Raw genomic sequence first — 18,715 nt, 5'->3', positions numbered from 1 at the left:
CCGACGGCCGGTCTCAGCGGCCGACCGGCCGGCCCGTGGCCGTGTAAGTGCGGCGCAGGAAGCGGAGCAGGGTCTTGGACTCGAACTGGACCACCGAGACGCCCTGCACGGAGTGGAACTCCACCACCGCCTGCACCCGGCCGCACGGCCACACCCGTACCTCGCCGCTGCCCGCCGGAGTGCGCAGGCCCTGTTCGAGGAGCGTGCGGGCGATGGTCCGCTCGTGGGCGCCGGGCAGTCCGACGCGGACCGAGCGCGGGTCGTCCTCAGGGTCGTAGCGCAGCACGACCGGTACGGCCGCCCACCCCTCCTCGACCAGGTCGGCGTCCGTGACGATGTGGGCTCGCGCGTACTGTTCGACTACAGACATCGGCCGCCCCTTGACGCTGCGTGACCTGTGCGGAATCTGTGCGTCCGCCGCCCTTCCAATGTCGCATATTTTCCGGACGCCGCCCCCTGAGACCGGTCGATCTCATATGTGCGATAGGTGACCGCAAGAAACGAGACACTCGCTCTTGCGAACGGTTCGCAGCTGCCCTCTACAATCGGACAGTGCACGTACCTGACGGATTCATCAATGCCCCGACCTCCGCCGTCGCCGGAGTCGTAGCCGCCGGCGCGGTCGCCGTGAGCCTTCGCGGGGCGCGCCGCGAACTCGACGAGCGCACGGCCCCGCTGGCCGGCCTGGTGGCGGCGTTCATCTTCGCCGTGCAGATGCTCAACTTCCCCGTGGCCGCGGGTACCAGCGGCCATCTGCTGGGCGGCGCCCTGGCCGCGATACTCGTGGGCCCCTACACGGGGGTCCTGTGCGTGTCCGTGGTCCTGCTCATGCAGGGCGTCCTCTTCGCCGACGGCGGTCTGACCGCGCTCGGCGTGAACATCACCGTCATGGCCGTGGTGACGACGGTCGTCGCGTACACCGTCTTCCGCGCCCTGGTGAAGGTGCTGCCCCACAGCCGCCGCTGCGTCACCGTCGCCTCCTTCGTCGCCGCGCTGCTGTCGGTGCCGGCCGCGGCCCTCGCCTTCACCCTCGTGTACTGGATCGGCGGCACCACCGAAGTCCCGATCGGCAAGGTCGCCACCGCGATGGTCGGCGTGCATGTGCTGATCGGCATCGGCGAGGCCGTGATCACCTCGCTGACCGTCGGCGCCGTCCTCGCCGTGCGCCCGGACCTCGTCCACGGGGCGCGCGGACTGCGCCAGAAGCTGCGGCTGCGGGTGAACGGCGAACTCGTCGACGCGCCGGACGCCGAGGAGGAGCGCACGGCCCCCGTCCCGGCGGGCGCCTCCCGCCGCACGCTGTGGGTGAGCGGCCTCGTCACCTCCCTCGTCCTCGCCGGGTTCGTCAGCTTCTACGCCTCGGCCAGCCCAGACGGCCTGGAGAAGGTCGCCGCCGACAAGGGCATCGACGCCAAGGCGCGCGAGCACGCCGCCGCCGGCTCCCCGCTCGCCGACTACGGCGTCAAGGACGTCGCCGACGCCCGTCTGTCCGGCGGCCTCGCCGGGGTCATCGGCGTCGGGGTGACCGTCGTCGCGGGCAGCGCCGTGTTCTGGGCGGTGCGCAGGCGTCGTACGGACGACGCCTCCCCGGTGAGCACGGGGGTCTAGGCATGGGCGCCGGACACGCCCACCGGCTCTACCGGGCTGGCCGCTCCCCCGTGCACGCCCTGCCCCCGCACACCAAGCTGGCGGCGGCGTTCGCCTTCGTGGCGGTCGTGGTGTCGACCCCGCGCGAGGCGATGTGGGCGTTCGGCCTGTACGCGGCCCTGCTCGGCGTGGTCGCGTTCCTCGCGCGCGTGCCGGCCGGCTTCCTGCTGAAGCGGCTGCTGATCGAGGTGCCGTTCGTCGCGTTCGCGGTGCTGATGCCGTTCGTGGCGGAGGGCCAGAGGGTCGACGTGTGGGGCCTGTCGCTCAGCGTCGAGGGGCTGTGGGGCGCCTGGAACGTGCTCGCCAAGGGCACGCTCGGCGTCGCCGCGTCCGTCCTCCTCGCCTCCACCACCGAACTGCGGGAGATCCTCCTCGGCCTGCAACGGCTCAAACTCCCACCGCTGCTGGTGCAGATCGCCTCCTTCATGATCCGCTACGGCGACGTCATCACGGACGAGCTGCGGCGCATGCGGATCGCGCGGGAGTCGCGCGGCTTCGAGGCGCGCGGGGTGCGGCACTGGGGGGTGCTCGCGAAGACGGCGGGCGCGCTGTTCATCCGCTCCTACGAACGCGGGGAACGCGTGCACCTGGCCATGGTCAGCCGCGGGTACGCCGGTTCGATGCCGGTGATCGACGAGGTGAGCGCCTCCCGGGCCCAGTGGTCGTACGCCTTCACCCTGCCGTTGGCCGCGCTGGCGGTGTGCGTGCTGGGATGGACCCTATGACCGCCGTGACGCCCGCGCCCGACCCCGCATCCGCCCCGCCCTCGCTCCACGTGGCCGGGCTCGCCTTCGCCTACCCCGACGGGCATCAGGCGCTGTTCGGCGTGGACTTCTCGATCGCGCGCGGTGAGCGGGTGGCGCTGCTCGGCCCGAACGGCGCCGGCAAGACCACCCTCGTCCTCCACCTCAACGGCATCCTCACCGGCGGCGCGGGCGCGGTCAGTGTCGCGGGACTGCCCGTCGGCAAGCGGCACATGGCCGAGATCCGGCGCAAGGTCGGCATCGTCTTCCAGGACCCCGACGACCAGTTGTTCATGCCGACGGTGCGCGAGGACGTGGCGTTCGGGCCCGCGGCGGCCGGGGTGAAGGGGGCCGAGCTGGAGGAGCGCGTGGACCGCGCGCTCGCCCGGGTCGGCATGTCGGACTTCAAGGACCGCCCGCCGCACCATCTGTCCTTCGGGCAGCGCCGCCGGGTGGCCGTGGCGACGGTCCTCGCGATGGAGCCGGAGATCCTCGTCCTGGACGAGCCGTCCTCCAACCTCGACCCGGCCTCCCGCCGCGAACTCGCCGACATCCTGCGTTCGTTGGACGTCACCGTCCTGATGGTCACGCACGATCTGCCGTACGCGCTCGAACTGTGCCCGCGCTCGCTGATCCTCAGCGAGGGCGTGATCGCGGCGGACGGACCGACCGGCGAACTGCTGTCCGACGCGGAGCTGATGCGCGCCCACCGCCTGGAGCTGCCGTTCGGGTTCGACCCGCGCTCCGTGACAATGGGCGCGTGACGAACGAGCGATCCGACGTGACCGGGGCGGCCGGAGGGCCCGCACGGGCCGGTGCCCGACCGGCGGCCGGTGCGCCCGCGCAGGCCGGTGCGCCTTCGGGGGCCGGTGCGCCTTCGGGGGCCGGTGCGCCTTCGGGGGCCGGTGCGCCTTCGGGGGCCGAGGCGTCGCTGCAGCTGGACCAGCAGCTGTGCTTCGCGCTGTACGCCGCCCAGCGCGCGGTGACGGCCGCCTACCGGCCGCTCCTGGACGAGCTGGGGCTGACCTATCCGCAGTACCTCGTCCTGCTGGTGCTGTGGGAGCGCGGCGAGATCACCGTGAAGGAGCTGGCCGAGGCCCTGCGGCTGGATTACGGCACGGTGTCGCCGCTGCTGAAGCGGCTGGAGTCGGCGGGGCTGGTGCGCCGGGAGCGCTCGGCGCGCGACGAGCGCTCGGTGCTCGTGGCGTGCACCGGGCGCGGTGAGGAGCTGCGGGGGCGCGCGGAGCGCGTGCCCGGAGCGCTGCTCGCGGCGACGGGGGTCGAGGAGGCGGAGGTGGCGCGGTTGCGCGAGGAGCTGTGGCAGCTCGCGGGGCGGGCACAGGAAGCGGCGGAACGCGCCCGCTGACCCCTCGGGCACACCCGCCCCACCAGCTGTTACCCGCGGTTGCGACCCCTGGTGGACAAGCGGTTTCATACCGGCCGGTACCTTGTGCACGATGTAATTGCACACCTTGTACGGGGGAGGGACCGCCGTGACCGAGGACGCCGAAGTCGACACCCGTCCGACGAAGATCATGTACGTCGCCGAGGCCACCGCTCACGGGGGCCGGGACGGGTATGTGACCAGCCAGGACGGCCATATCCAGCTGAAGGTGGCGATGCCGCAGGCCATGGGCGGCGACGGCGCCGGCACCAACCCCGAGCAGCTCTTCGCGGCCGGCTACAGCTCCTGCTTCCACAACGCTCTGATCCTCGTCGGCAACCGCGCGGGCTACGACCTCACCGGCTCCACGGTCGCGGCGAAGGTCGGCATCGGCCCCAACAGGACCCGCGGCTACGGCCTCGCGGTCGCCCTGAGCGTCTCGCTGCCCATCCTCGACGCGGGCCTCGCCGCGAAGCTGGTCGACGCGGCGCACCAGGTGTGCCCGTACTCCAACGCCACGCGCGGCAACATCGACGTGACGATCCTGCTGGGCTGACCCCCCAGGAATCGCAGGCGGCGGGCCGGTGTTCCATGGGAGTCGAAGGTCGGCCGACAGGCAGTCGAGAGGATGTGCGGGCGTGGACGTGAGCGGTGCGGTGGCCGAGGGCTTCGAGCCGGTCCGGGAGGCGTTCGCGCGGAACTTCACGGCGCGCGGCGACCGGGGCGCGGCGGTGGCCGTCTACCGGGACGGGCGCAAGGTCGTCGACCTGTGGGGCGGCGTCCGGGACGTCGACGGCGAGGCGCCCTGGGAGCGGGGCACCGCGCAGATCGTGCGCTCTGCCACCAAGGGCGTGGCCGCCGCCGTCCTCCTGCTGCTGCACCAGCGCGGGGAGCTGGACCTGGAGGCGCCCGTCGGCGCGTACTGGCCCGAGTACAAGGCGGCAGGCAAGGAGCGGACCCTCGTACGGGACCTGCTCGCGCATCGCGCGGGCGTGCCCGTGCTGGACCGGCCGCTGACGCCCGCCGAGGCCGCCGACCCCGACCTCGGCGCGGCGGCCGTCGCCGCCCAGGCGCCGGCGTGGGAGCCGGGCGCCGACCACGGCTACCACGCGCAGACCTACAGCTGGCTGACCGGCGAGCTGGTGCGCCGGGTCACCGGGCGCACGATCGGCGCGTGGATCGCCGAGGAGATCGCCGGGCCGCTCGGCGCCGACCTCTGGCTCGGGCTGCCGGCCGGCGAGAGCGCGCGCGTGGGGCGCGTCGGGCCGGTCGAGGCGCCCGTCCCCGCGGGCGCCCTGAGGACCCGGCCCAAGCGGGCCGTCTCCGACGCGTACGCCGACCCCGCCTCCCTCACCCGACGCGCCTTCGCCGCGATCACCCCGCTGCCCGACGAGAACGACCCGGCCTACCGTGCCGCCGCCCTCCCCGCCTCCAACGGCATCGCCACCGCGGAGGGGCTCGCCCGCTTCTACGCCTCGCTGATCGGCGAAGTGGAGGGCGGGAAGCGGCTGTTCCTCCCGGAGACCGCGCGGGCGGCGCGCGGTGAGCGCGCGGCGGGGCCGGACCGGGTGCTGGTGGTGAACACCCGGTTCGGCCTCGGCTACATGCTGCACGGCACCGCGTCCCCGCTGCTGTCCCCCACCTCCTTCGGCCACCCCGGCCGCGGCGGCGCCCTCGGCTTCGCCGACCCTGAGTCCGGCCTCGCGTTCGGCTACGTCACCAACGGCTTCCGCAAGAGCGTGACGGCGGACCCGCGGGCGCAGGCGCTGGTCAGGGCACTGCGGGAGAGCGCACAGCGGATGTCGTGACCCCGCCGCTCAGACGTTGATCGGGTGCGACGTGCGCCCCGACGCGTCGTCGATCTCCATGTGGGCCTTGGTGAGGAGCTGCATGGCGATCTCGTTCAGCGCGCGGGCGCCCGCGATCTCCTCGCCGACCCTGGGCTGGTTGGCGTCGACGCGGTGACGGCTCGCGTGCCCCTGGGCCCGGACCTCGGTCCCGTCGGGCAAGCGGACCATCGCCACCGCCCGCGTGTGCTGCTCGTCCTCCTGGAACTCCAGCTCGACATGCCATCCCACAGCGGTACGCATCATGACGATCACCTCCGGAACATCTGCTTCCAGGGTGCGCCTCCCGGCCGGGGATTGCATCGGGCCGCAGAAGGGCGCTAGCGTCACCCGGGTGACTGCCGGGTCGGCCATGGGCCATACACGAGTGAGGCGCCCGGCCTCGGCGTGAGCCCGGGGCGGGGGAGAGACCCGCCCGGCCTCCGTGTCCTTCGACAGCCCTTCACGCCGTCAACGACCCGGAGAAACCACCTCACATGTCTGCCAGCACAGCGCTGCCCCAGCTGAACCACACCGCCGTCTACGCCTCCGACCGCCGGCTCTCGGCCGAGTTCCTCGCCGCGATCCTGGGCGTCCCGGTCGGCGCGCCCTTCGGGCCTTTCCTGCCGGTCGACCTCGGCAACGGCGTCACCCTCGACTACTACGAGCTGCGCGACGAGCCGATCCAGTCCCAGCACTACGCGTTCCTCGTGCCGGACGAGCAGTTCGACGCGATGATCGCCCGCCTGGAGGCCGTCGGGGTCACGTACTACGCCGACCCCCGCCACACCGAACCAGGCCGCGTGAACGGCCTGTTCGGCGGCCGCGGCGCGTACTTCGCCGACCCGGACGGCCACAACATGGAGATCATCACCCGTCCGTACGCCAGGCCCTGAGCCGCGCCCGCCCTCAACCGGCGTGCAGCATCAGCCCGATGCCGAGGACGAGCAGTCCCGCGGCGGCGATGCGGGGCGCGCCGAACCGCTCCTTGAAGAACACGGCCCCGATCGCCGCGCCGACGATGATCGACGATTCGCGCAGCGCGGCGATCGGGGCCAGGGCGGCGTGGGTCTGGGCCCACAGGACGAGGGCGTAGGCGGCGACGGACAGCGCCGCGCCCAGCAGGCCGAGGACGGCGTGGGGGCGCAGCACCTGAAGGGTCCGGCCGCGCCAGCGGGTGATCGCGTACAGCGGCAGGACCGTGCCCTGGACCGCCATCAGCCAGGCGATGTAGCCGAGCGGGGAGCCGGCGGCGCGGACGCCGAGGCCGTCGATGACCGTGTACGCGGCGATGGTCAGCCCCGTCGCCAGGGCCGCGCCGATCGCCGCCCAGTCGGGCCGCCGCCCGCGCAGGCCCCACAGGGCGACCCCGGTCAGGCCGGCGCAGGACACCGCGACGCCGGCGGCCGCCCAGCCGTCGGGCACCTCGTGCGCGAACACGGCGGCCAGGACGGTGACCACGAGCGGGGCGGAGCCGCGCGCGATGGGGTAGGCCTGGCCGAAGTCGCCGAGCCGGAAGGAGCGCATCAGCAGCGCGTAGTAGGCGATGTGCACGGCGGCCGAGGCGAGCAGGTACGGCCAGGCCCCCGCCGCCGGGAACGCCGCGAACGGTGTCAGGGCGAGCCCGATGAGCAGGCCGCCGCCGGAGATGAGGGTGAAGCCGGTGAGTTTGTCGGTGATGCGGTGGGCGATCGCGTTCCAGGACGCGTGCGTGACCGCGGCGAGCAGGACGGCGGCGGTGACCAGCGGGGTCACGCGACGCGCTCGCTCGGGGAGCCGGCGGGGCGGGGTCGGGCGGGCGCTCCGGTCGTCGTCATGCGAGGCACGCTAGCGGCAGAGACGAACGAGCGGCGCGTCCGCCCCCGGTGGTCGGGGCGGACGCGCTGCTGTCCGTGCGTGGCTGGGCGTCAGCCGCGGTCACCGCCGTGGTGGCGGTCGCCGTGGTGGCGGTCGCCGCCGTGGTGGCGCTCGCCGTGGTGGCGGTAGCCGCCGTGGTGGCGGCGCTCGTTCCAGGACTCGCGGTCGATGACGCGGCCGTGGTCGTCGCGCAGGGTGGCCGTGTCGGAGCGGTTGTCCCAGATGTGGCGGTTGCGGTCCTGGAACACGTCACCGAGGGTGTCGCGGCCCTCGCCCGTGTGGACGCGGACGGTGGCGCGGGGGGCGAGGCGGTAGTTGCGGAAGGTGTACCGGTCGCCGTCCTGGTCGGTCAGCGTCCAGCCCCGGAGGTTGATCCCGTGCCGGGTGTTGTTCTTGAGCTCCACCCACTCCTTGTTCAGCGAGTGGTTGGCGCGCCGGTCGTGGCCGGGCGCGTCGTACTGCACGTCACTGATCTCCACCGGCGGCCGGTTCGGGAAGCGGTCGGCCGCGGTCGCCGGCAGCGCTGCCGCGCCGAGCAGGGCGGCGGCCGCGAGGGAGGCGGCGGCCAGACGGCGGGCGGAAACGGTCGAAACAGTCACGAGGTCTCCTTGCGTGGTGCGGGCCGCGGCCCGTTCGGCTGCGGCACGCACAGCTGACCACCGATTTCGGAGCGTGTGGGCTCGACCGCGCACTGTGTTACCGATCGTCCATATTCCGGTGACAGACAGATGCAATGTCCATCCATGCACTGAATGAACGCGGTGCCCTTGGTTGAGCCTTTGACGGCCCTTGCGGTCGAAGCCCGTCACCCGAAAGTGGGTCACAGCATTCCGCTACGTTGACGCTCCGTCGGCGCCCGCCGCGCACGCTCCACTGCCGATCACGTCGGCACGCCGCGCCCCGTGCTTGAGGGCGCCGGCGTGCCGCGTTCGTTTCGCCCTCAGGCGCGGGCCAGTTCGCGGTCCTCGTCCCGCGGGTCGTCCTCGGCGCGCAGGGCCTCGCCCTCGATGTCCACGTCGGGCAGGGCGCGGTCCAGCCACCTGGGCAGCCACCAGGCCTTCTTGCCGAGCAGGGCCAGCACCGCGGGGACGATGGCCATGCGGACGACGAACGCGTCGAAGAAGACGGCGATCGCCAGGCCGAAGCCGATCATCTTGACCATCGCCTCGGACGAGCCGATGAAGCCGGCGAACACCGCCATCATGATCACCGCGGCGGCGGTGACCACGCGGGCGCCGTGACGGAAGCCGGTGACGACGGCCTGGGCGGGGCTCTCGCCGTGCACGTACGCCTCGCGCATACGGGTCACGAGGAAGACCTCGTAGTCCATCGCGAGGCCGAAGACCACGCCGACCATGAAGATCGGCATCATCGACATGACCGGTCCGGTCTCCTCGACGCCCATCAGGCCGGACAGCCAGCCCCACTGGAACACCGCGACGACGGCGCCGAGCGCGGCCAGGACGCTGAGCAGGAAGCCGAGGGCCGCCTTCAGCGGGACGAGGATCGAGCGGAAGACCACGATCAGCAGGAGGAACGCCAGGCCCACGACCAGGATCAGGTACGGGACCAGCGCGTCGTTCATCTTCTGCGAGATGTCGATGTTCATGGCCGTGGAGCCGGTGACCAGGACCTCGGCGCCCTTGTCGGCCTTGATCCGCTCGCCCGTGTCCCGGATGGCGTGGACCAGGTTCTCCGTCGTGACCGAGGAGGGCTTGGAGTCGGGGATGACGGTGATGGTCGCGGTGTCGCCGGCCTTGTTGGGCGCGGCCGGGGTGACCGTGGCGACGCCGCCGAGCTTCTCCACCTGGTCGCCGACGTCGGTGAACACCTTCTTGGGGTCGTCGCTGCCCTTGGCGTCGACGACCATCAGCAGCGGGCCGTTGAAGCCGGGGCCGAAGCCCTCGGAGAGCAGGTCGTAGGCGCGGCGCTGGGTGGTGGAGGTGGGCTGGGAGCCGTCGTCGGGCAGGCCCAGTTCGAGCGAGGCGGCCGGTACGGCGGCGGCGCCGAGGCCGATCACGCCGAGGAGGAGGACGGCGACGGGGCGGCGGACCACGAAACTCGCCCAGCGGGTGCCCATGTTGGGCTTCGCGGCCTTCTCGGCGGACGGGGCGCGGCCCCCGCCGAGCAGGCGGCTCTTCTCGCCCGCCGGGCGCACCTTGCGGCCGGCGTAGCCGAGGAGCGCCGGGATCATCGTGAGGGCGATGAGGACGGCGACGGCGACCGTGCCCGCCGCCGCGACGCCCATCTTCGTGAGCATCGGGATGTTGACGACGGAGAGGCCGACGAGGGCGATGACGACGGTCAGTCCGGCGAAGACGACCGCGGAGCCCGCGGTGCCGACGGCGCGGCCGGCCGCGTCCTCGCGGGAGCGGCCCTCGGCGAGCTCGCCCCGGTAGCGGGAGACGATGAAGAGCGCGTAGTCGATGCCGACGGCGAGGCCGATCATCGAGGCCAGGGTGGAGGTGGTGGAGCCGAGGTCCAGCGTCGAGGCCAGCGCGGTGATCGTGGAGACGCCGATGCCGACGCCGATGACCGCCGTCAGCAGGGGCATGCCCGCCGCGATCAGGGAGCCGAAGGTGATGACGAGGACGACGGCGGCGACGGCGAGGCCGATGACCTCGGTGGCGCCGGTCTCGGGGGCGGCCTGGAGGGCGTCGCCGCCGATCTCGACGGTCAGGCCTGCTTCCTGGGCCTTCTTCGCGGCGTCCTTCAGCTGCTCGCGCGAGGACTCCTCCAGCTCCATGCCGGAGACGTCGTACTTCACGGAGGCGTACGCGATGGCGCCGTTCTTGCTGACGGCGTGCGTCTTGTAGGGGTCGGCGACGGAGGCGACCTCGGAGCCGTCGGACAGCTCCCGGACGGTCTTCTCGACGACGGCCTTTTCGGCGGGGTCGGTCATCTTCCGGCCGTCGGGGGCCTTGAAGACGACGCGGGCGGTGGCGCCGTCGGCGCTCATCCCGGGGAAGCGCTGTTCCAGCAGGTCGAAAGCCTTCTGCGCCTCCGTTCCCGGGATGGAGAAGGAGGTGTTGCCCGCGGCGGGCGCGGAGGCGGCGCCGACGCCCGCGAGCGTCAGCAGGGCCACCCATATCAGGGCGACGAAGTGGCGTCGCCTGAAGGCGAGCCGTCCGAGTTTGCTGAGGAACATGGCCACGGAGGCGTTCTCCCGGTCAGGTCGTGTGCGGTGGGCGCGGCCGGAGTTCCGGCGCGGCCCGAGGGCAGGGGTGATCAACCCGGCGGGCGTGCAGGGGTGATCGTCCCGACGACGTGAGCGGTGGCGTCAGGGTGGTGGGGCGGACCGTGGGGACGGTCGCCGAAGGGGATCAGAGAGGGGGCGCGCCGAGGGCGGGGAGGACCACGGCGTCCATGTACGACTTGAGGTAGGCCTGGGTCGGCGGCTGGTCGTCGAGGAGCGCGCGGGTGGCGAACGCCCCGACCAGCATGGGGATGAGGAAGTCCAGCGCGGGACAGTCCGCGCGGATCTCGCCCCGGTCGACGGCCCGTTGCAGGACGCGCCCGAAGGCGGCCATCTCGGGTTCGACCAGTTGCTCGCGGAACACCTGGCGCAGCTCGGCGTCGTTGTGGATCGCCATGGCGACGCCCCGCATCAGCGCGGTGTTGCGCTCCATGGCGCAGTCGTCCTCGCGGGTCACCAGCGTGTGCAGGTCGCCCCGCAGGGAACCGGTGTCGATCTCGTCGGCCGGCCCCGGCTTGTCGTGCCGCAGCGCCATGACGACCAGCTCGGCCTTGCCGCCCCACTGGCGGTAGAGCGTGGCCTTGCTGGACCGGGTGCGGGCGGCGACGGCGTCCATGGTGAGGGCGTCGTAGCCGACCTCGCGGAGCAGGTCGAGCACGGCCTCGTAGAGCTCGGCCGCACGCTCGGGGGTGATCCGACTGCGTCGCACGTGCGTGGTCTGCGTCATCTCGCCCTCCGCCTCCTTCCGCTCCGGGGGCGCCGGCTCCGGAGCAAGCTCCGAAACGACACCGTTTCGCACAGGAGGAGCGTAGCGCAGCCACCCTGCGAAACGAAACGGTTTCGTTCGTGTCGTGGGTCACGTTCGCGACATCCTCCTCCACCCACCCCCTTTGGTACGAGTTGCCCTGGTCCATCCGGAGGAAAAGCATGGGGAGGTGACCTATCTGCGCCTGCCGCACCTCAGCGGCGACCTCCTGTGCTTCGTGGCCGAGGACGACCTCTGGCTGGCACCCCTCGACGGACCGGGCCGTGCCTGGCGGCTGACCGTGGACCGCGCCAAGGCCGGTCACCCCCGCTTCTCGCCCGACGGCCGCCACATCGCGTACACGAGCTGGCGCAGCCTGGCGCCCGAGATCCACCTCGCCGCCGTGGACGGCGGCCCGGGACGGCGGCTGACGTACTGGGGAAGCCCCGACACCCGGGTCTGCGGCTGGACGCCCCCGGACCGGGACGGCGCCGCCGACATCCTCGCCGTCGCCTCCCACGGCCAGCCCTTCTCGCACTTCACCTGGGCCTACAAGGTCTCCCCCGACGGCGACCCCGGCCGCAAACTGCCCTGGGGACCCGTCACCGACCTCCAGTCCGCAGGCGTCGACGGCGAACGCGACACCCTGCTGCTCACCGGCACACCGCCGCACGAGCCGGCCTCCTGGAAGCGCTACCGGGGCGGGGCCACGGGCCGGCTCTGGCTGAACGGACGACGGCTGCTGCCCGGCCTCGGCGGGCACCTGCACTCCCCGATGCTCGTCGGCGGGCGGGTCGCCTTCCTCTCCGACCACGAGGGCGTCGGCAACCTCTACTCCTGCGCCCACGACGGCTCCGACCTGCGCCGGCACACCGACCACGACGCCTTCTACGCCCGGCACGCCGCGAGCGACGGCACGCGGGTCGTCTACCAGTGCGCCGGGGACCTATGGATGGTCGACGACCTGTCCGCCGGCTCCGAGCCGCACCGGCTCGACGTACGGCTCTGCGGCCCGCGCGCGGGCCGGCGGCCGTACCAGATCCCGGCGGCCCAGCACGTGGACGGCATCTCCGTGGACGAGACCGGGCGGGCCAGCGCCGTGGTGGTGCGCGGCAGCCTGCACTGGCTCACCCACCGGGACGGACCCGCGCGCACCATCACCGACACGCCAGGCGTACGGGTCCGCCTCCCGGAGATGCTCGGTTCGAGCGGACGGGTCGCCTATGTGACCGACGCCGAGGGCGAGGACGCCGTCGAGATCGCCCACCTCCCGCGCGCCAGCGGGGACCGCGCACCGAGGCGGCCTGCCTCCGGGGGGCTGGGGCGGGTGCTGGAGATGGTCGCCGCCCCGGACGGCGAACGCCTCGCCCTCGCCTCCCACGACGGACGGCTGCTGCTCCTCGACACGGACGAGAGTTCGGGCGAGGGCTCTGCCGAGAACTCGGACGAAGCCTTCGACGGCGCCGTCACCGAACTCGTCCGCTCGGTCAACGGGCCCGTGCGCGATCTCGCGTTCTCCCCGGACGGGGCCTGGCTGACCTGGTCGCACCCGGGGATCGGGCGGTCCCTGCGGCAGATCAGGATGGCGCGCGTCACCGGCCCCGCGAAGGGCGAGCGGCTGGTCGTCGACGTGACCGACGGACGGTTCGAGGACGAGAACCCCGTCTTCACCCGGGACGGCCGCTACCTCGCGTTCCTGTCCTGGCGGGGCTTCGACCCCGTCTACGACGTGCACACCGGCGACCTGTCCTTCCCGCTGGGGTGCCGCCCCTACCTGGTGCCCCTGTCCTCGGCCACCCCCTCCCCCTTCGCGCTCAACCCGGAGGGCCGGCCGGCCGCGGGAGGGCTGGACCCGCTGGAGGACGACGAGGGCGGCGACGGGACGGTCACCGTCGAGGTGGAGGGCCTGGCGAACCGCGTGACGCCGTTCCCCGTGCCCGCGTCCAAGTACTCGGCGCTGCACCCGGTTGCGGGCGGTGGACTGGTGTGGCTGCGCTGGCCGATCTCTGGCGCGCTGGGCGAGACCTTCGCCAACCCCGACGACACCAGCGGACGGCCGACTCTGGAGCACTTCTCCATCGGCAAGGCCAAGAAGTCCGAACTCGTCGGCCACCTCGACTGGTTCGCGGTGAGCGGCGACGGCTCCCGGCTCGTCGTGGTCGACGAGGGCGAGCTGCGGGCGACGCCGTCCACGGAGTCCGGCGACCCCGACACCACGGTCTGGATCGACCTGCGCCGCATCCTGCACGAGGTCGACCCCGGCGCGGAGTGGCGGCAGGCCTACGAGGAGGCGGGCCGGCTGATCCGCGCCTACTTCTGGGACCCGGGCATGTGCGGGATCGACTGGGACGCGGTGCTGGACCAGTACCGGCCGCTGGTCGAACGGGTCGCCTCCCCCGACGAGTTCGCCGATCTGCTGCGCGAGGTGCTCGGCGAACTGGGCACCTCCCACGCCTACGTCACCGCCGCCCGCCGCAACGAGGGCCCGCCGCACTACCAGCGCCGACAGGGCCTGCTGGGGACCAACCTCGTGCGGAGCGAGGCCGGTTGGGCGGTCGCCCGGATCCTCCCCGGCGACTCCTCCGACTCCAAGGCCCGCTCCCCCCTGGCCGGCACCGGCATCCGGGAGGGCGCCCTGCTCACGCATGTGGACGGCCGCCCGGTGGACCCGGTGACCGGCCCGTACCCCCTGCTCGCCGGGGCGGGCGGCTCCACGGTGGAGCTGACGTTCACAGCGGCCGGGGGCCGCGAACAGCAGCCCCGGCGGGTGGCCGTCGTGCCCCTCGTCGACGAACGGCCGCTGCGCTACCAGGACTGGGTGGCCAAACGACGCGAAGTCGTACGGCAGTTGAGCGGCGGACGATGCGGGTACCTGCACATCCCCGACATGGGCGGCTCCGGCTGGGCCCAGTTCAACCGCGACCTGCGCATGGAGATGTCCCGCCCCGCCCTGCTGGTGGACGTACGCGGCAACGCGGGCGGGCACATCAGCGAACTGGTGGTGGAGAAACTCACCCGCACGATCCTCGGCTGGGACCTGACCCGCGACGCGCAGCCGGTGTCGTACGCGTCCGACGCGCCCCGGGGGCCGGTGGTCGCGCTCGCCGACGAGGCCACCTCCTCCGACGGCGACATGATCACCGCCGCGTTCAAACTGCTCGGCCTCGGGCCCGTGGTGGGCCAGCGCACCTGGGGCGGCGTCGTCGGCATGACCGGCCGGCACCGGCTCGGCGACGGCACGGTCATCACCGTGCCCATGAACGCGGCCTGGTTCGACGCCTACGGCTGGTCCGTCGAGAACCACGGCGTCGCCCCCGACCTGGAGGCCCTGCGCACCCCCCTGGACTGGGCGGAGGGCCGCTACGCCCAACTCGACGACGCCGTACGCCTCGCCCTGGACCTCCTGGAGACCGACCTGCCGGCATCGCCCCCGGACCGCGGCGACATCCCCGACCGCTCCCGCCCCAAGCTGCCGCCACGCCCATGAGAACACGGGGAAAGGGGCGCCCCCGTGAGGGCGCCCCTTCCGTTCGGCGGCGGGCCGTCGAACGGCCCGGAACCGCCGAGGAGTCCGGTCCGTGACGCTCGGGTCAGACCTCGAAGTCGTCCCGGTCGAACCGGTCCCGCTCCTCACGCTCGCGCTGCGTGCGCTGCGGGTCCTCCTCGCGGTCACGCTGACGGCCGCGCTGCTGGCCCTGCTCCTTGGCCTGGTCCATCTTCTCCTTGGCCTGGTTCTGCCACTGCTCGGCCTGGTCCTTCATCTTGTCCTTCATACCCATGTGGGTTCACTCCCGTGGAGGGTGAGGGGGAACGGCCCCTGGTCGGGCCTCGACCAGATTCACACGGGAGGACAACGCTCGCATTTCGATCAACTACGGTGCGTGATACGCCCAGCCCGGGCCTGCTCGTCGGCCGCCCCGCCCGCTCCCACCAGGCCCGTCCGCACGCTCTGGAGCCGTCCCGCGAACCGCTTCATCTCCCGCTGGCCCACCGTCCCGATGATTCCGGGCAGGTAGCCGCGCACCCCCTGCATCGCGCGCAGCCACCCCTGCCCGTACACATGGGCCGAGCGACGCTCGACACCGGCGACGAGCCGGTCGACGGCCGGGCCCAGCGGGTACGTCTTGTTCGCCGGCCACGGCAGCCGCCGCCTCAACTCCCGCATCACCTCGTCCTGGTCGGCCCCGCGCACCATGTCGGTGTCGGTCCAGGACAGGTAACCCACCCCGACCCGCACGCCCTTGGGGCCCACCTCGGCCCGCAGACAGTGCGCGTACGCCTCCACACCCGACTTCGACGCGCAGTACGCCGACATCATCGGCGCCGGGGTGATCGCGGCGAGCGAGGCGATCTGCAGCAGATAGCCGCGGCTCTCCGTCAGCAGCGGCAGGAAGGCGCGAGCCGTCACCGCCGAGCCGACGAGGTTCACCTCGATGACCCGCCGCCAGGACTCCGGGTCGGAGTCGGCGAAGGGACCGCCGGTGGCGACGCCCGCGTTGGCGACCACCACGTCCACCTTCCCGAACCGCTCCTTCACCTCCGCGGCGACCCGGACCATCGCCTCGTGGTCGGTGACGTCGGCGTACCAGTGGGCGCTGTCCCCGTGCAGCCGCTCCGCGACCTGCTTGAGCGCGTCCGGCTCCAGCCCCACCAGCGCGATGCTCGCCCCGCGCGCGGACAGCTTGCGGGCGAGGAGCTCACCCACCCCGCGGGCGGCCCCGGTGACCACCACGACCTGCCCTTCGAGACCCACCCTGGTCATGCGCCCTCCTTGAGATGCTGCTGCTCTTGGGTTTCCCGCGCGGGGCGCGTGACGTACGCCGCGACCAGTTCGCGGATCCTGTCGGTCACCACGTCCGGGGACTCGACCGGCGTCATGTGGCCGACGCCGGGCAGTTCGGTCAGGCCTGCGCAGTCCGGCAGCGCCTCGGCGAGCCGGCGTGCGTGCACCGGCGGCGTCAGCCGGTCCGCGGTCCCCGCCACCACGGCCGTCGGCACCCGCAACTCCCGTACGGCATGGTCGAGATCGAGCAGGTCCAGGACGTTCGACCACGAGTACCGCACCCGGCGCGGGCAGGCGTGCACGATCCTGGCGCACGCCTCCACCATGTGCGGGGCCGAACCGTCGCCCATCGTCGCGTACTTGAGGATGCGCCGCGCGACCGGTGTGACCGGGCCGAGCGGCGCCCGCGAGCCGAGGATGTGCCCGGTCAGCCACGTCCGCAGCCGCCCGGGCCGCAGCGGCAGCACGGTCGACTCGGCGACCAGCCGCGAACTGCCCGTGCTGCACAGCAGGACGGCCGCCGCGTGGGCCCGGAACGCGGGGCGGGCGGAGGCCGCCATGACCGTCATGCCGCCCATGGAGTGTCCGGCGACCACCGCCCGCTCACCGGGCGCGAGGGTGGCCTCCAGGACGGCTTCGAGGTCGTCGGCGAGGGCGTCCGTGCTGCACGCGGGGCTCGCCGGGGTACGGCCGTGGCCGCGCTGGTCGTAGGCGATCACCTTGTGGTCGGCGCGGAGGGCGCGGATCTGAGCCGCCCAGAACGCGGTGGAACACGTCCAGCCGTGGGCGAGGACCACGGCGGGAGCGCCCACCGCGCCGTTGACGGGTTCGTGCACCTCCACATGGAGGTGCGCGCCGTCGGCGGAGCGGACGGTCAGGACCCGGGAGGGGGCGGGCGGATCGTAGAGTTCGGCGAGAACGGCGTCCGTCACGCTCACGCGGTCACCTCCGCGGCGCCGGCGTCCACGCCCTTGCCCTGGCCCGGCACCGACGACGACCGCAGCACCTCGTACTCCGCGAGGTCCACCCGCCGCGTCGCCCGGCGGAACTCGCTCGTCGTCCCCGGCCAGATCGTGGTGTTGCGGCCCTCGGGGTCCAGGTACCAGCTGGTGCAGCCGCCCGTGTTCCACACCGTGCGCCGCATCCGGTCCTGCACCCGCCGGTTCCAGGCGTGCACGGCGCTCGGCCGGGCGTCGAGCGCGGCGCGCACGCCCGGACCGCCGAGGACGTCCAACTGGCGCAGGAAGTCCGCCATGTAGTTCAACTGGGACTCGATCATGAGGATCATGGAGGAGTTCCCGAGGCCGGTGTTGGGCCCGATGATCGTCATCCAGTTGGGGAAGCCGGCCGCGCTCGCGCCCCGCAGGGCCTGCATGCCGCCCTTCCAGCTCTCGGCGAGCGTCCGCCCGTCCGCGCCGACGACCCGGTCGGCGATCGGCATGTCGGTGACGTGGAAGCCGGTGCCGAAGACGATCGCGTCGGCCTCCGCCTCGCTGCCGTCGGCGGCGACCAGCGTGGACCCGCGGACCTCACGCAGCCCCGCGGCCACGAGGTCGACGTTCGGGCGGGTGAGCGCCGGATAGTACTCGCTGGAGAGCAGGATCCGCTTGCAGCCGATGCGGTAGTCGGGGGTGAGCTTGGCGCGCAGCGCCGGGTCCTGCACGGCGCGCGCCATGTTGCCGCGGGCCAGCCGCTCGACGAAGCCGAGCTCGTTCGGGTGCTTGGTGAAGGCCTGCACCTGGAGCTCCCGGATGCCCCACAGCAGCCCGCGCCGGGCCTGCGCGGTGAAGGGCAGCCGCCTGTGCAGCCAGCGTTCGGCGCCGGTGATCCCCCGGTCCATACGGGGCATCACCCACGGCGGGGTCCGCTGGAAGAGGGTGAGGCGGTCCACCACCGGCTGGATCGCGGGCACGATCTGGATGGCGGACGCCCCGGTGCCGACCATGGCGACGCGCTTGCCGGCCAGGTCGTAGTCGTGGTCCCAGCGGGCGGAGTGGAAGACCTTGCCGGGGAAGGAGTCGAGGCCGGGGATGTCGGGGATCTTCGGATCGGACAGCGGGCCGGTCGCGGAGACCACCACGTCGGCGGAGAGCGCGCCGCTCGCCGTCTCGATGTCCCACCGCAGCCGCTCCGCGTCCCACGTCATCCGCTTGACCTCGGAGTCGAAGCGCATATGGGGGCGGAGGCCGTAGGTGTCGGTGACGCGCTCCAGGTAGGCGCGGATGTGCTCCTGCCCGGAGAAGGTGCGCGGCCACTCGGGGTTGGGCGCGAAGGAGAACGAGTAGAGGTGGGAGGGAACGTCGCAGGCGCACCCGGGGTAGCTGTTGTCGCGCCAGGTGCCGCCGACGCCGCCGGCCCGCTCCAGCACGACGAAGTCGGTGATCCCCTCCCGGCGCAGCCGCACGGCCGCCCCGAGTCCGCCGAACCCCGATCCGATCACCGCCACCCGCACATGGACGTGCTCGGTCATCCCGACGCCTCCCGCCTCAACGCGACCTTGCCAGTGAACACTGGCGCAGTGGGAGCGTAGAGCA

18 protein-coding genes are annotated in these 18,715 nt (G+C 72.9%); 8 read left to right on the top strand and 10 right to left on the bottom strand.

The genetic code is table 11. From position 1 onward, the window contains the following. Positions 1–13: 13 nt before the first annotated feature. The gene (locus tag EV567_RS21035; protein ID WP_130442356.1) at positions 14–370 is read right to left on the bottom strand and encodes an SsgA family sporulation/cell division regulator; all 357 of its coding nucleotides are present in this window, start codon (positions 368–370) and stop codon (positions 14–16) included. Positions 371–552: 182 nt separating this feature from the next. Between EV567_RS21035 and EV567_RS21030 the strand changes: the two genes are divergently transcribed. From EV567_RS21030 to EV567_RS21005, 6 genes are all read left to right on the top strand, one after another. Next, complete coding sequence (locus EV567_RS21030; RefSeq protein WP_130442354.1) at positions 553–1,608, top strand: energy-coupling factor ABC transporter permease; 1,056 nt, start codon at positions 553–555, stop codon at positions 1,606–1,608. 2 nt (positions 1,609–1,610) lie between these two features. After that, a complete protein-coding gene (gene cbiQ / locus EV567_RS21025; protein ID WP_130442352.1) occupies positions 1,611–2,372 on the top strand; it encodes a cobalt ECF transporter T component CbiQ in 762 nt (253 codons plus the stop codon). Continuing rightward, the gene (locus tag EV567_RS21020; RefSeq protein WP_130442350.1) at positions 2,369–3,154 is read left to right on the top strand and encodes an energy-coupling factor ABC transporter ATP-binding protein; all 786 of its coding nucleotides are present in this window, start codon (positions 2,369–2,371) and stop codon (positions 3,152–3,154) included. The genes cbiQ and EV567_RS21020 overlap by 4 nt, the downstream gene beginning before the upstream one ends. Positions 3,155–3,321: 167 nt before the next feature. Continuing rightward, positions 3,322–3,756, top strand: coding sequence for a MarR family winged helix-turn-helix transcriptional regulator (locus EV567_RS21015; protein WP_130442654.1), 435 nt, complete (start codon positions 3,322–3,324; stop codon positions 3,754–3,756). Between the two features lie 169 nt (positions 3,757–3,925). Next, positions 3,926–4,330, top strand: coding sequence for an organic hydroperoxide resistance protein (locus tag EV567_RS21010; protein WP_207228825.1), 405 nt, complete (start codon positions 3,926–3,928; stop codon positions 4,328–4,330). 82 nt (positions 4,331–4,412) lie between these two features. Further along, positions 4,413–5,582: a serine hydrolase domain-containing protein gene (locus EV567_RS21005; protein WP_130442346.1), complete on the top strand. Its 1,170-nt coding sequence runs from the start codon at positions 4,413–4,415 to the stop codon at positions 5,580–5,582. 9 nt (positions 5,583–5,591) lie between these two features. On the opposite strand, the gene EV567_RS21000 is transcribed toward EV567_RS21005, so the two are convergent. Then, positions 5,592–5,867 carry a DUF1876 domain-containing protein gene (locus tag EV567_RS21000; protein WP_130442344.1) on the bottom strand — a complete coding sequence of 92 codons (276 nt, stop codon included), beginning with the start codon at positions 5,865–5,867 and terminating at the stop codon, positions 5,592–5,594. A gap of 230 nt (positions 5,868–6,097) precedes the next feature. Here EV567_RS21000 and EV567_RS20995 point away from each other — a divergent pair, with 230 nt between their 5' ends. After that, positions 6,098–6,496 (top strand): VOC family protein, encoded by a 399-nt coding sequence (locus tag EV567_RS20995; RefSeq protein WP_130442342.1) that lies wholly within the window; start codon positions 6,098–6,100, stop codon positions 6,494–6,496. 13 nt (positions 6,497–6,509) lie between these two features. On the opposite strand, the gene EV567_RS20990 is transcribed toward EV567_RS20995, so the two are convergent. The 4 genes from EV567_RS20990 to EV567_RS20975 all read right to left on the bottom strand — a co-directional run bounded on the left by EV567_RS20990 (position 6,510) and on the right by EV567_RS20975 (position 11,380). After that, on the bottom strand, positions 6,510–7,355 hold the full coding sequence (locus EV567_RS20990; protein ID WP_130442340.1) for a DMT family transporter: 846 nt from the start codon (positions 7,353–7,355) through the stop codon (positions 6,510–6,512). Positions 7,356–7,507: 152 nt separating this feature from the next. Further along, complete coding sequence (locus EV567_RS20985) at positions 7,508–8,056, bottom strand: lamin tail domain-containing protein (RefSeq protein WP_130442338.1); 549 nt, start codon at positions 8,054–8,056, stop codon at positions 7,508–7,510. 341 nt (positions 8,057–8,397) lie between these two features. Next, positions 8,398–10,611 carry an MMPL family transporter gene (locus EV567_RS20980; RefSeq protein WP_130442336.1) on the bottom strand — a complete coding sequence of 738 codons (2,214 nt, stop codon included), beginning with the start codon at positions 10,609–10,611 and terminating at the stop codon, positions 8,398–8,400. A gap of 169 nt (positions 10,612–10,780) precedes the next feature. Further along, a complete protein-coding gene (locus EV567_RS20975) occupies positions 10,781–11,380 on the bottom strand; it encodes a TetR/AcrR family transcriptional regulator (protein ID WP_130442334.1) in 600 nt (199 codons plus the stop codon). 208 nt (positions 11,381–11,588) lie between these two features. Here EV567_RS20975 and EV567_RS20970 point away from each other — a divergent pair, with 208 nt between their 5' ends. Continuing rightward, positions 11,589–14,885, top strand: coding sequence for a S41 family peptidase (locus EV567_RS20970; protein WP_130442332.1), 3,297 nt, complete (start codon positions 11,589–11,591; stop codon positions 14,883–14,885). Positions 14,886–14,988: 103 nt separating this feature from the next. Here the strand turns inward: EV567_RS20970 and EV567_RS20965 are convergent, their stop codons facing one another. The 4 genes from EV567_RS20965 to EV567_RS20950 all read right to left on the bottom strand — a co-directional run bounded on the left by EV567_RS20965 (position 14,989) and on the right by EV567_RS20950 (position 18,651). Next, positions 14,989–15,177, bottom strand: a complete 189-nt coding sequence (locus EV567_RS20965; RefSeq protein WP_130442330.1) for a hypothetical protein — start codon at positions 15,175–15,177, stop codon at positions 14,989–14,991. An 89-nt stretch (positions 15,178–15,266) separates the two neighbouring features. After that, entirely contained in the window at positions 15,267–16,160 is an 894-nt protein-coding gene (locus EV567_RS20960; RefSeq protein WP_130442328.1) for an SDR family oxidoreductase, read from the bottom strand. Then, the gene (locus EV567_RS20955; protein ID WP_130442326.1) at positions 16,157–17,119 is read right to left on the bottom strand and encodes an alpha/beta fold hydrolase; all 963 of its coding nucleotides are present in this window, start codon (positions 17,117–17,119) and stop codon (positions 16,157–16,159) included. The genes EV567_RS20960 and EV567_RS20955 overlap by 4 nt, the downstream gene beginning before the upstream one ends. Next, positions 17,116–18,651, bottom strand: a complete 1,536-nt coding sequence (locus EV567_RS20950; protein ID WP_130442324.1) for an NAD(P)/FAD-dependent oxidoreductase — start codon at positions 18,649–18,651, stop codon at positions 17,116–17,118. Before EV567_RS20950 ends, EV567_RS20955 begins: the two co-directional genes overlap by 4 nt. Between the last annotated feature and the right edge of the window lie 64 nt (positions 18,652–18,715).

Origin of the sequence: Streptomyces sp. BK239 (assembly GCF_004217285.1) — a bacterium.
Taxonomy (GTDB): Bacteria; Actinomycetota; Actinomycetes; order Streptomycetales; family Streptomycetaceae; genus Streptomyces.
This window is presented reverse-complemented; position numbering and strand designations above follow the sequence as displayed.

Coding starts and splice junctions, on each gene's coding strand:
- cbiQ (WP_130442352.1), top strand. CDS start 1,611: ATGGGCGCCGGACACGCCCACCGGCTCTACCGGGCTGGCCGCTCCCCC.
- EV567_RS20975 (WP_130442334.1), bottom strand. CDS start 11,380: ATGACGCAGACCACGCACGTGCGACGCAGTCGGATCACCCCCGAGCGT.
- EV567_RS20965 (WP_130442330.1), bottom strand. CDS start 15,177: ATGGGTATGAAGGACAAGATGAAGGACCAGGCCGAGCAGTGGCAGAAC.
- EV567_RS20995 (WP_130442342.1), top strand. CDS start 6,098: ATGTCTGCCAGCACAGCGCTGCCCCAGCTGAACCACACCGCCGTCTAC.
- EV567_RS21020 (WP_130442350.1), top strand. CDS start 2,369: ATGACCGCCGTGACGCCCGCGCCCGACCCCGCATCCGCCCCGCCCTCG.
- EV567_RS20950 (WP_130442324.1), bottom strand. CDS start 18,651: ATGACCGAGCACGTCCATGTGCGGGTGGCGGTGATCGGATCGGGGTTC.
- EV567_RS21000 (WP_130442344.1), bottom strand. CDS start 5,867: ATGATGCGTACCGCTGTGGGATGGCATGTCGAGCTGGAGTTCCAGGAG.
- EV567_RS21010 (WP_207228825.1), top strand. CDS start 3,926: ATGTACGTCGCCGAGGCCACCGCTCACGGGGGCCGGGACGGGTATGTG.
- EV567_RS20960 (WP_130442328.1), bottom strand. CDS start 16,160: ATGACCAGGGTGGGTCTCGAAGGGCAGGTCGTGGTGGTCACCGGGGCC.
- EV567_RS21035 (WP_130442356.1), bottom strand. CDS start 370: ATGTCTGTAGTCGAACAGTACGCGCGAGCCCACATCGTCACGGACGCC.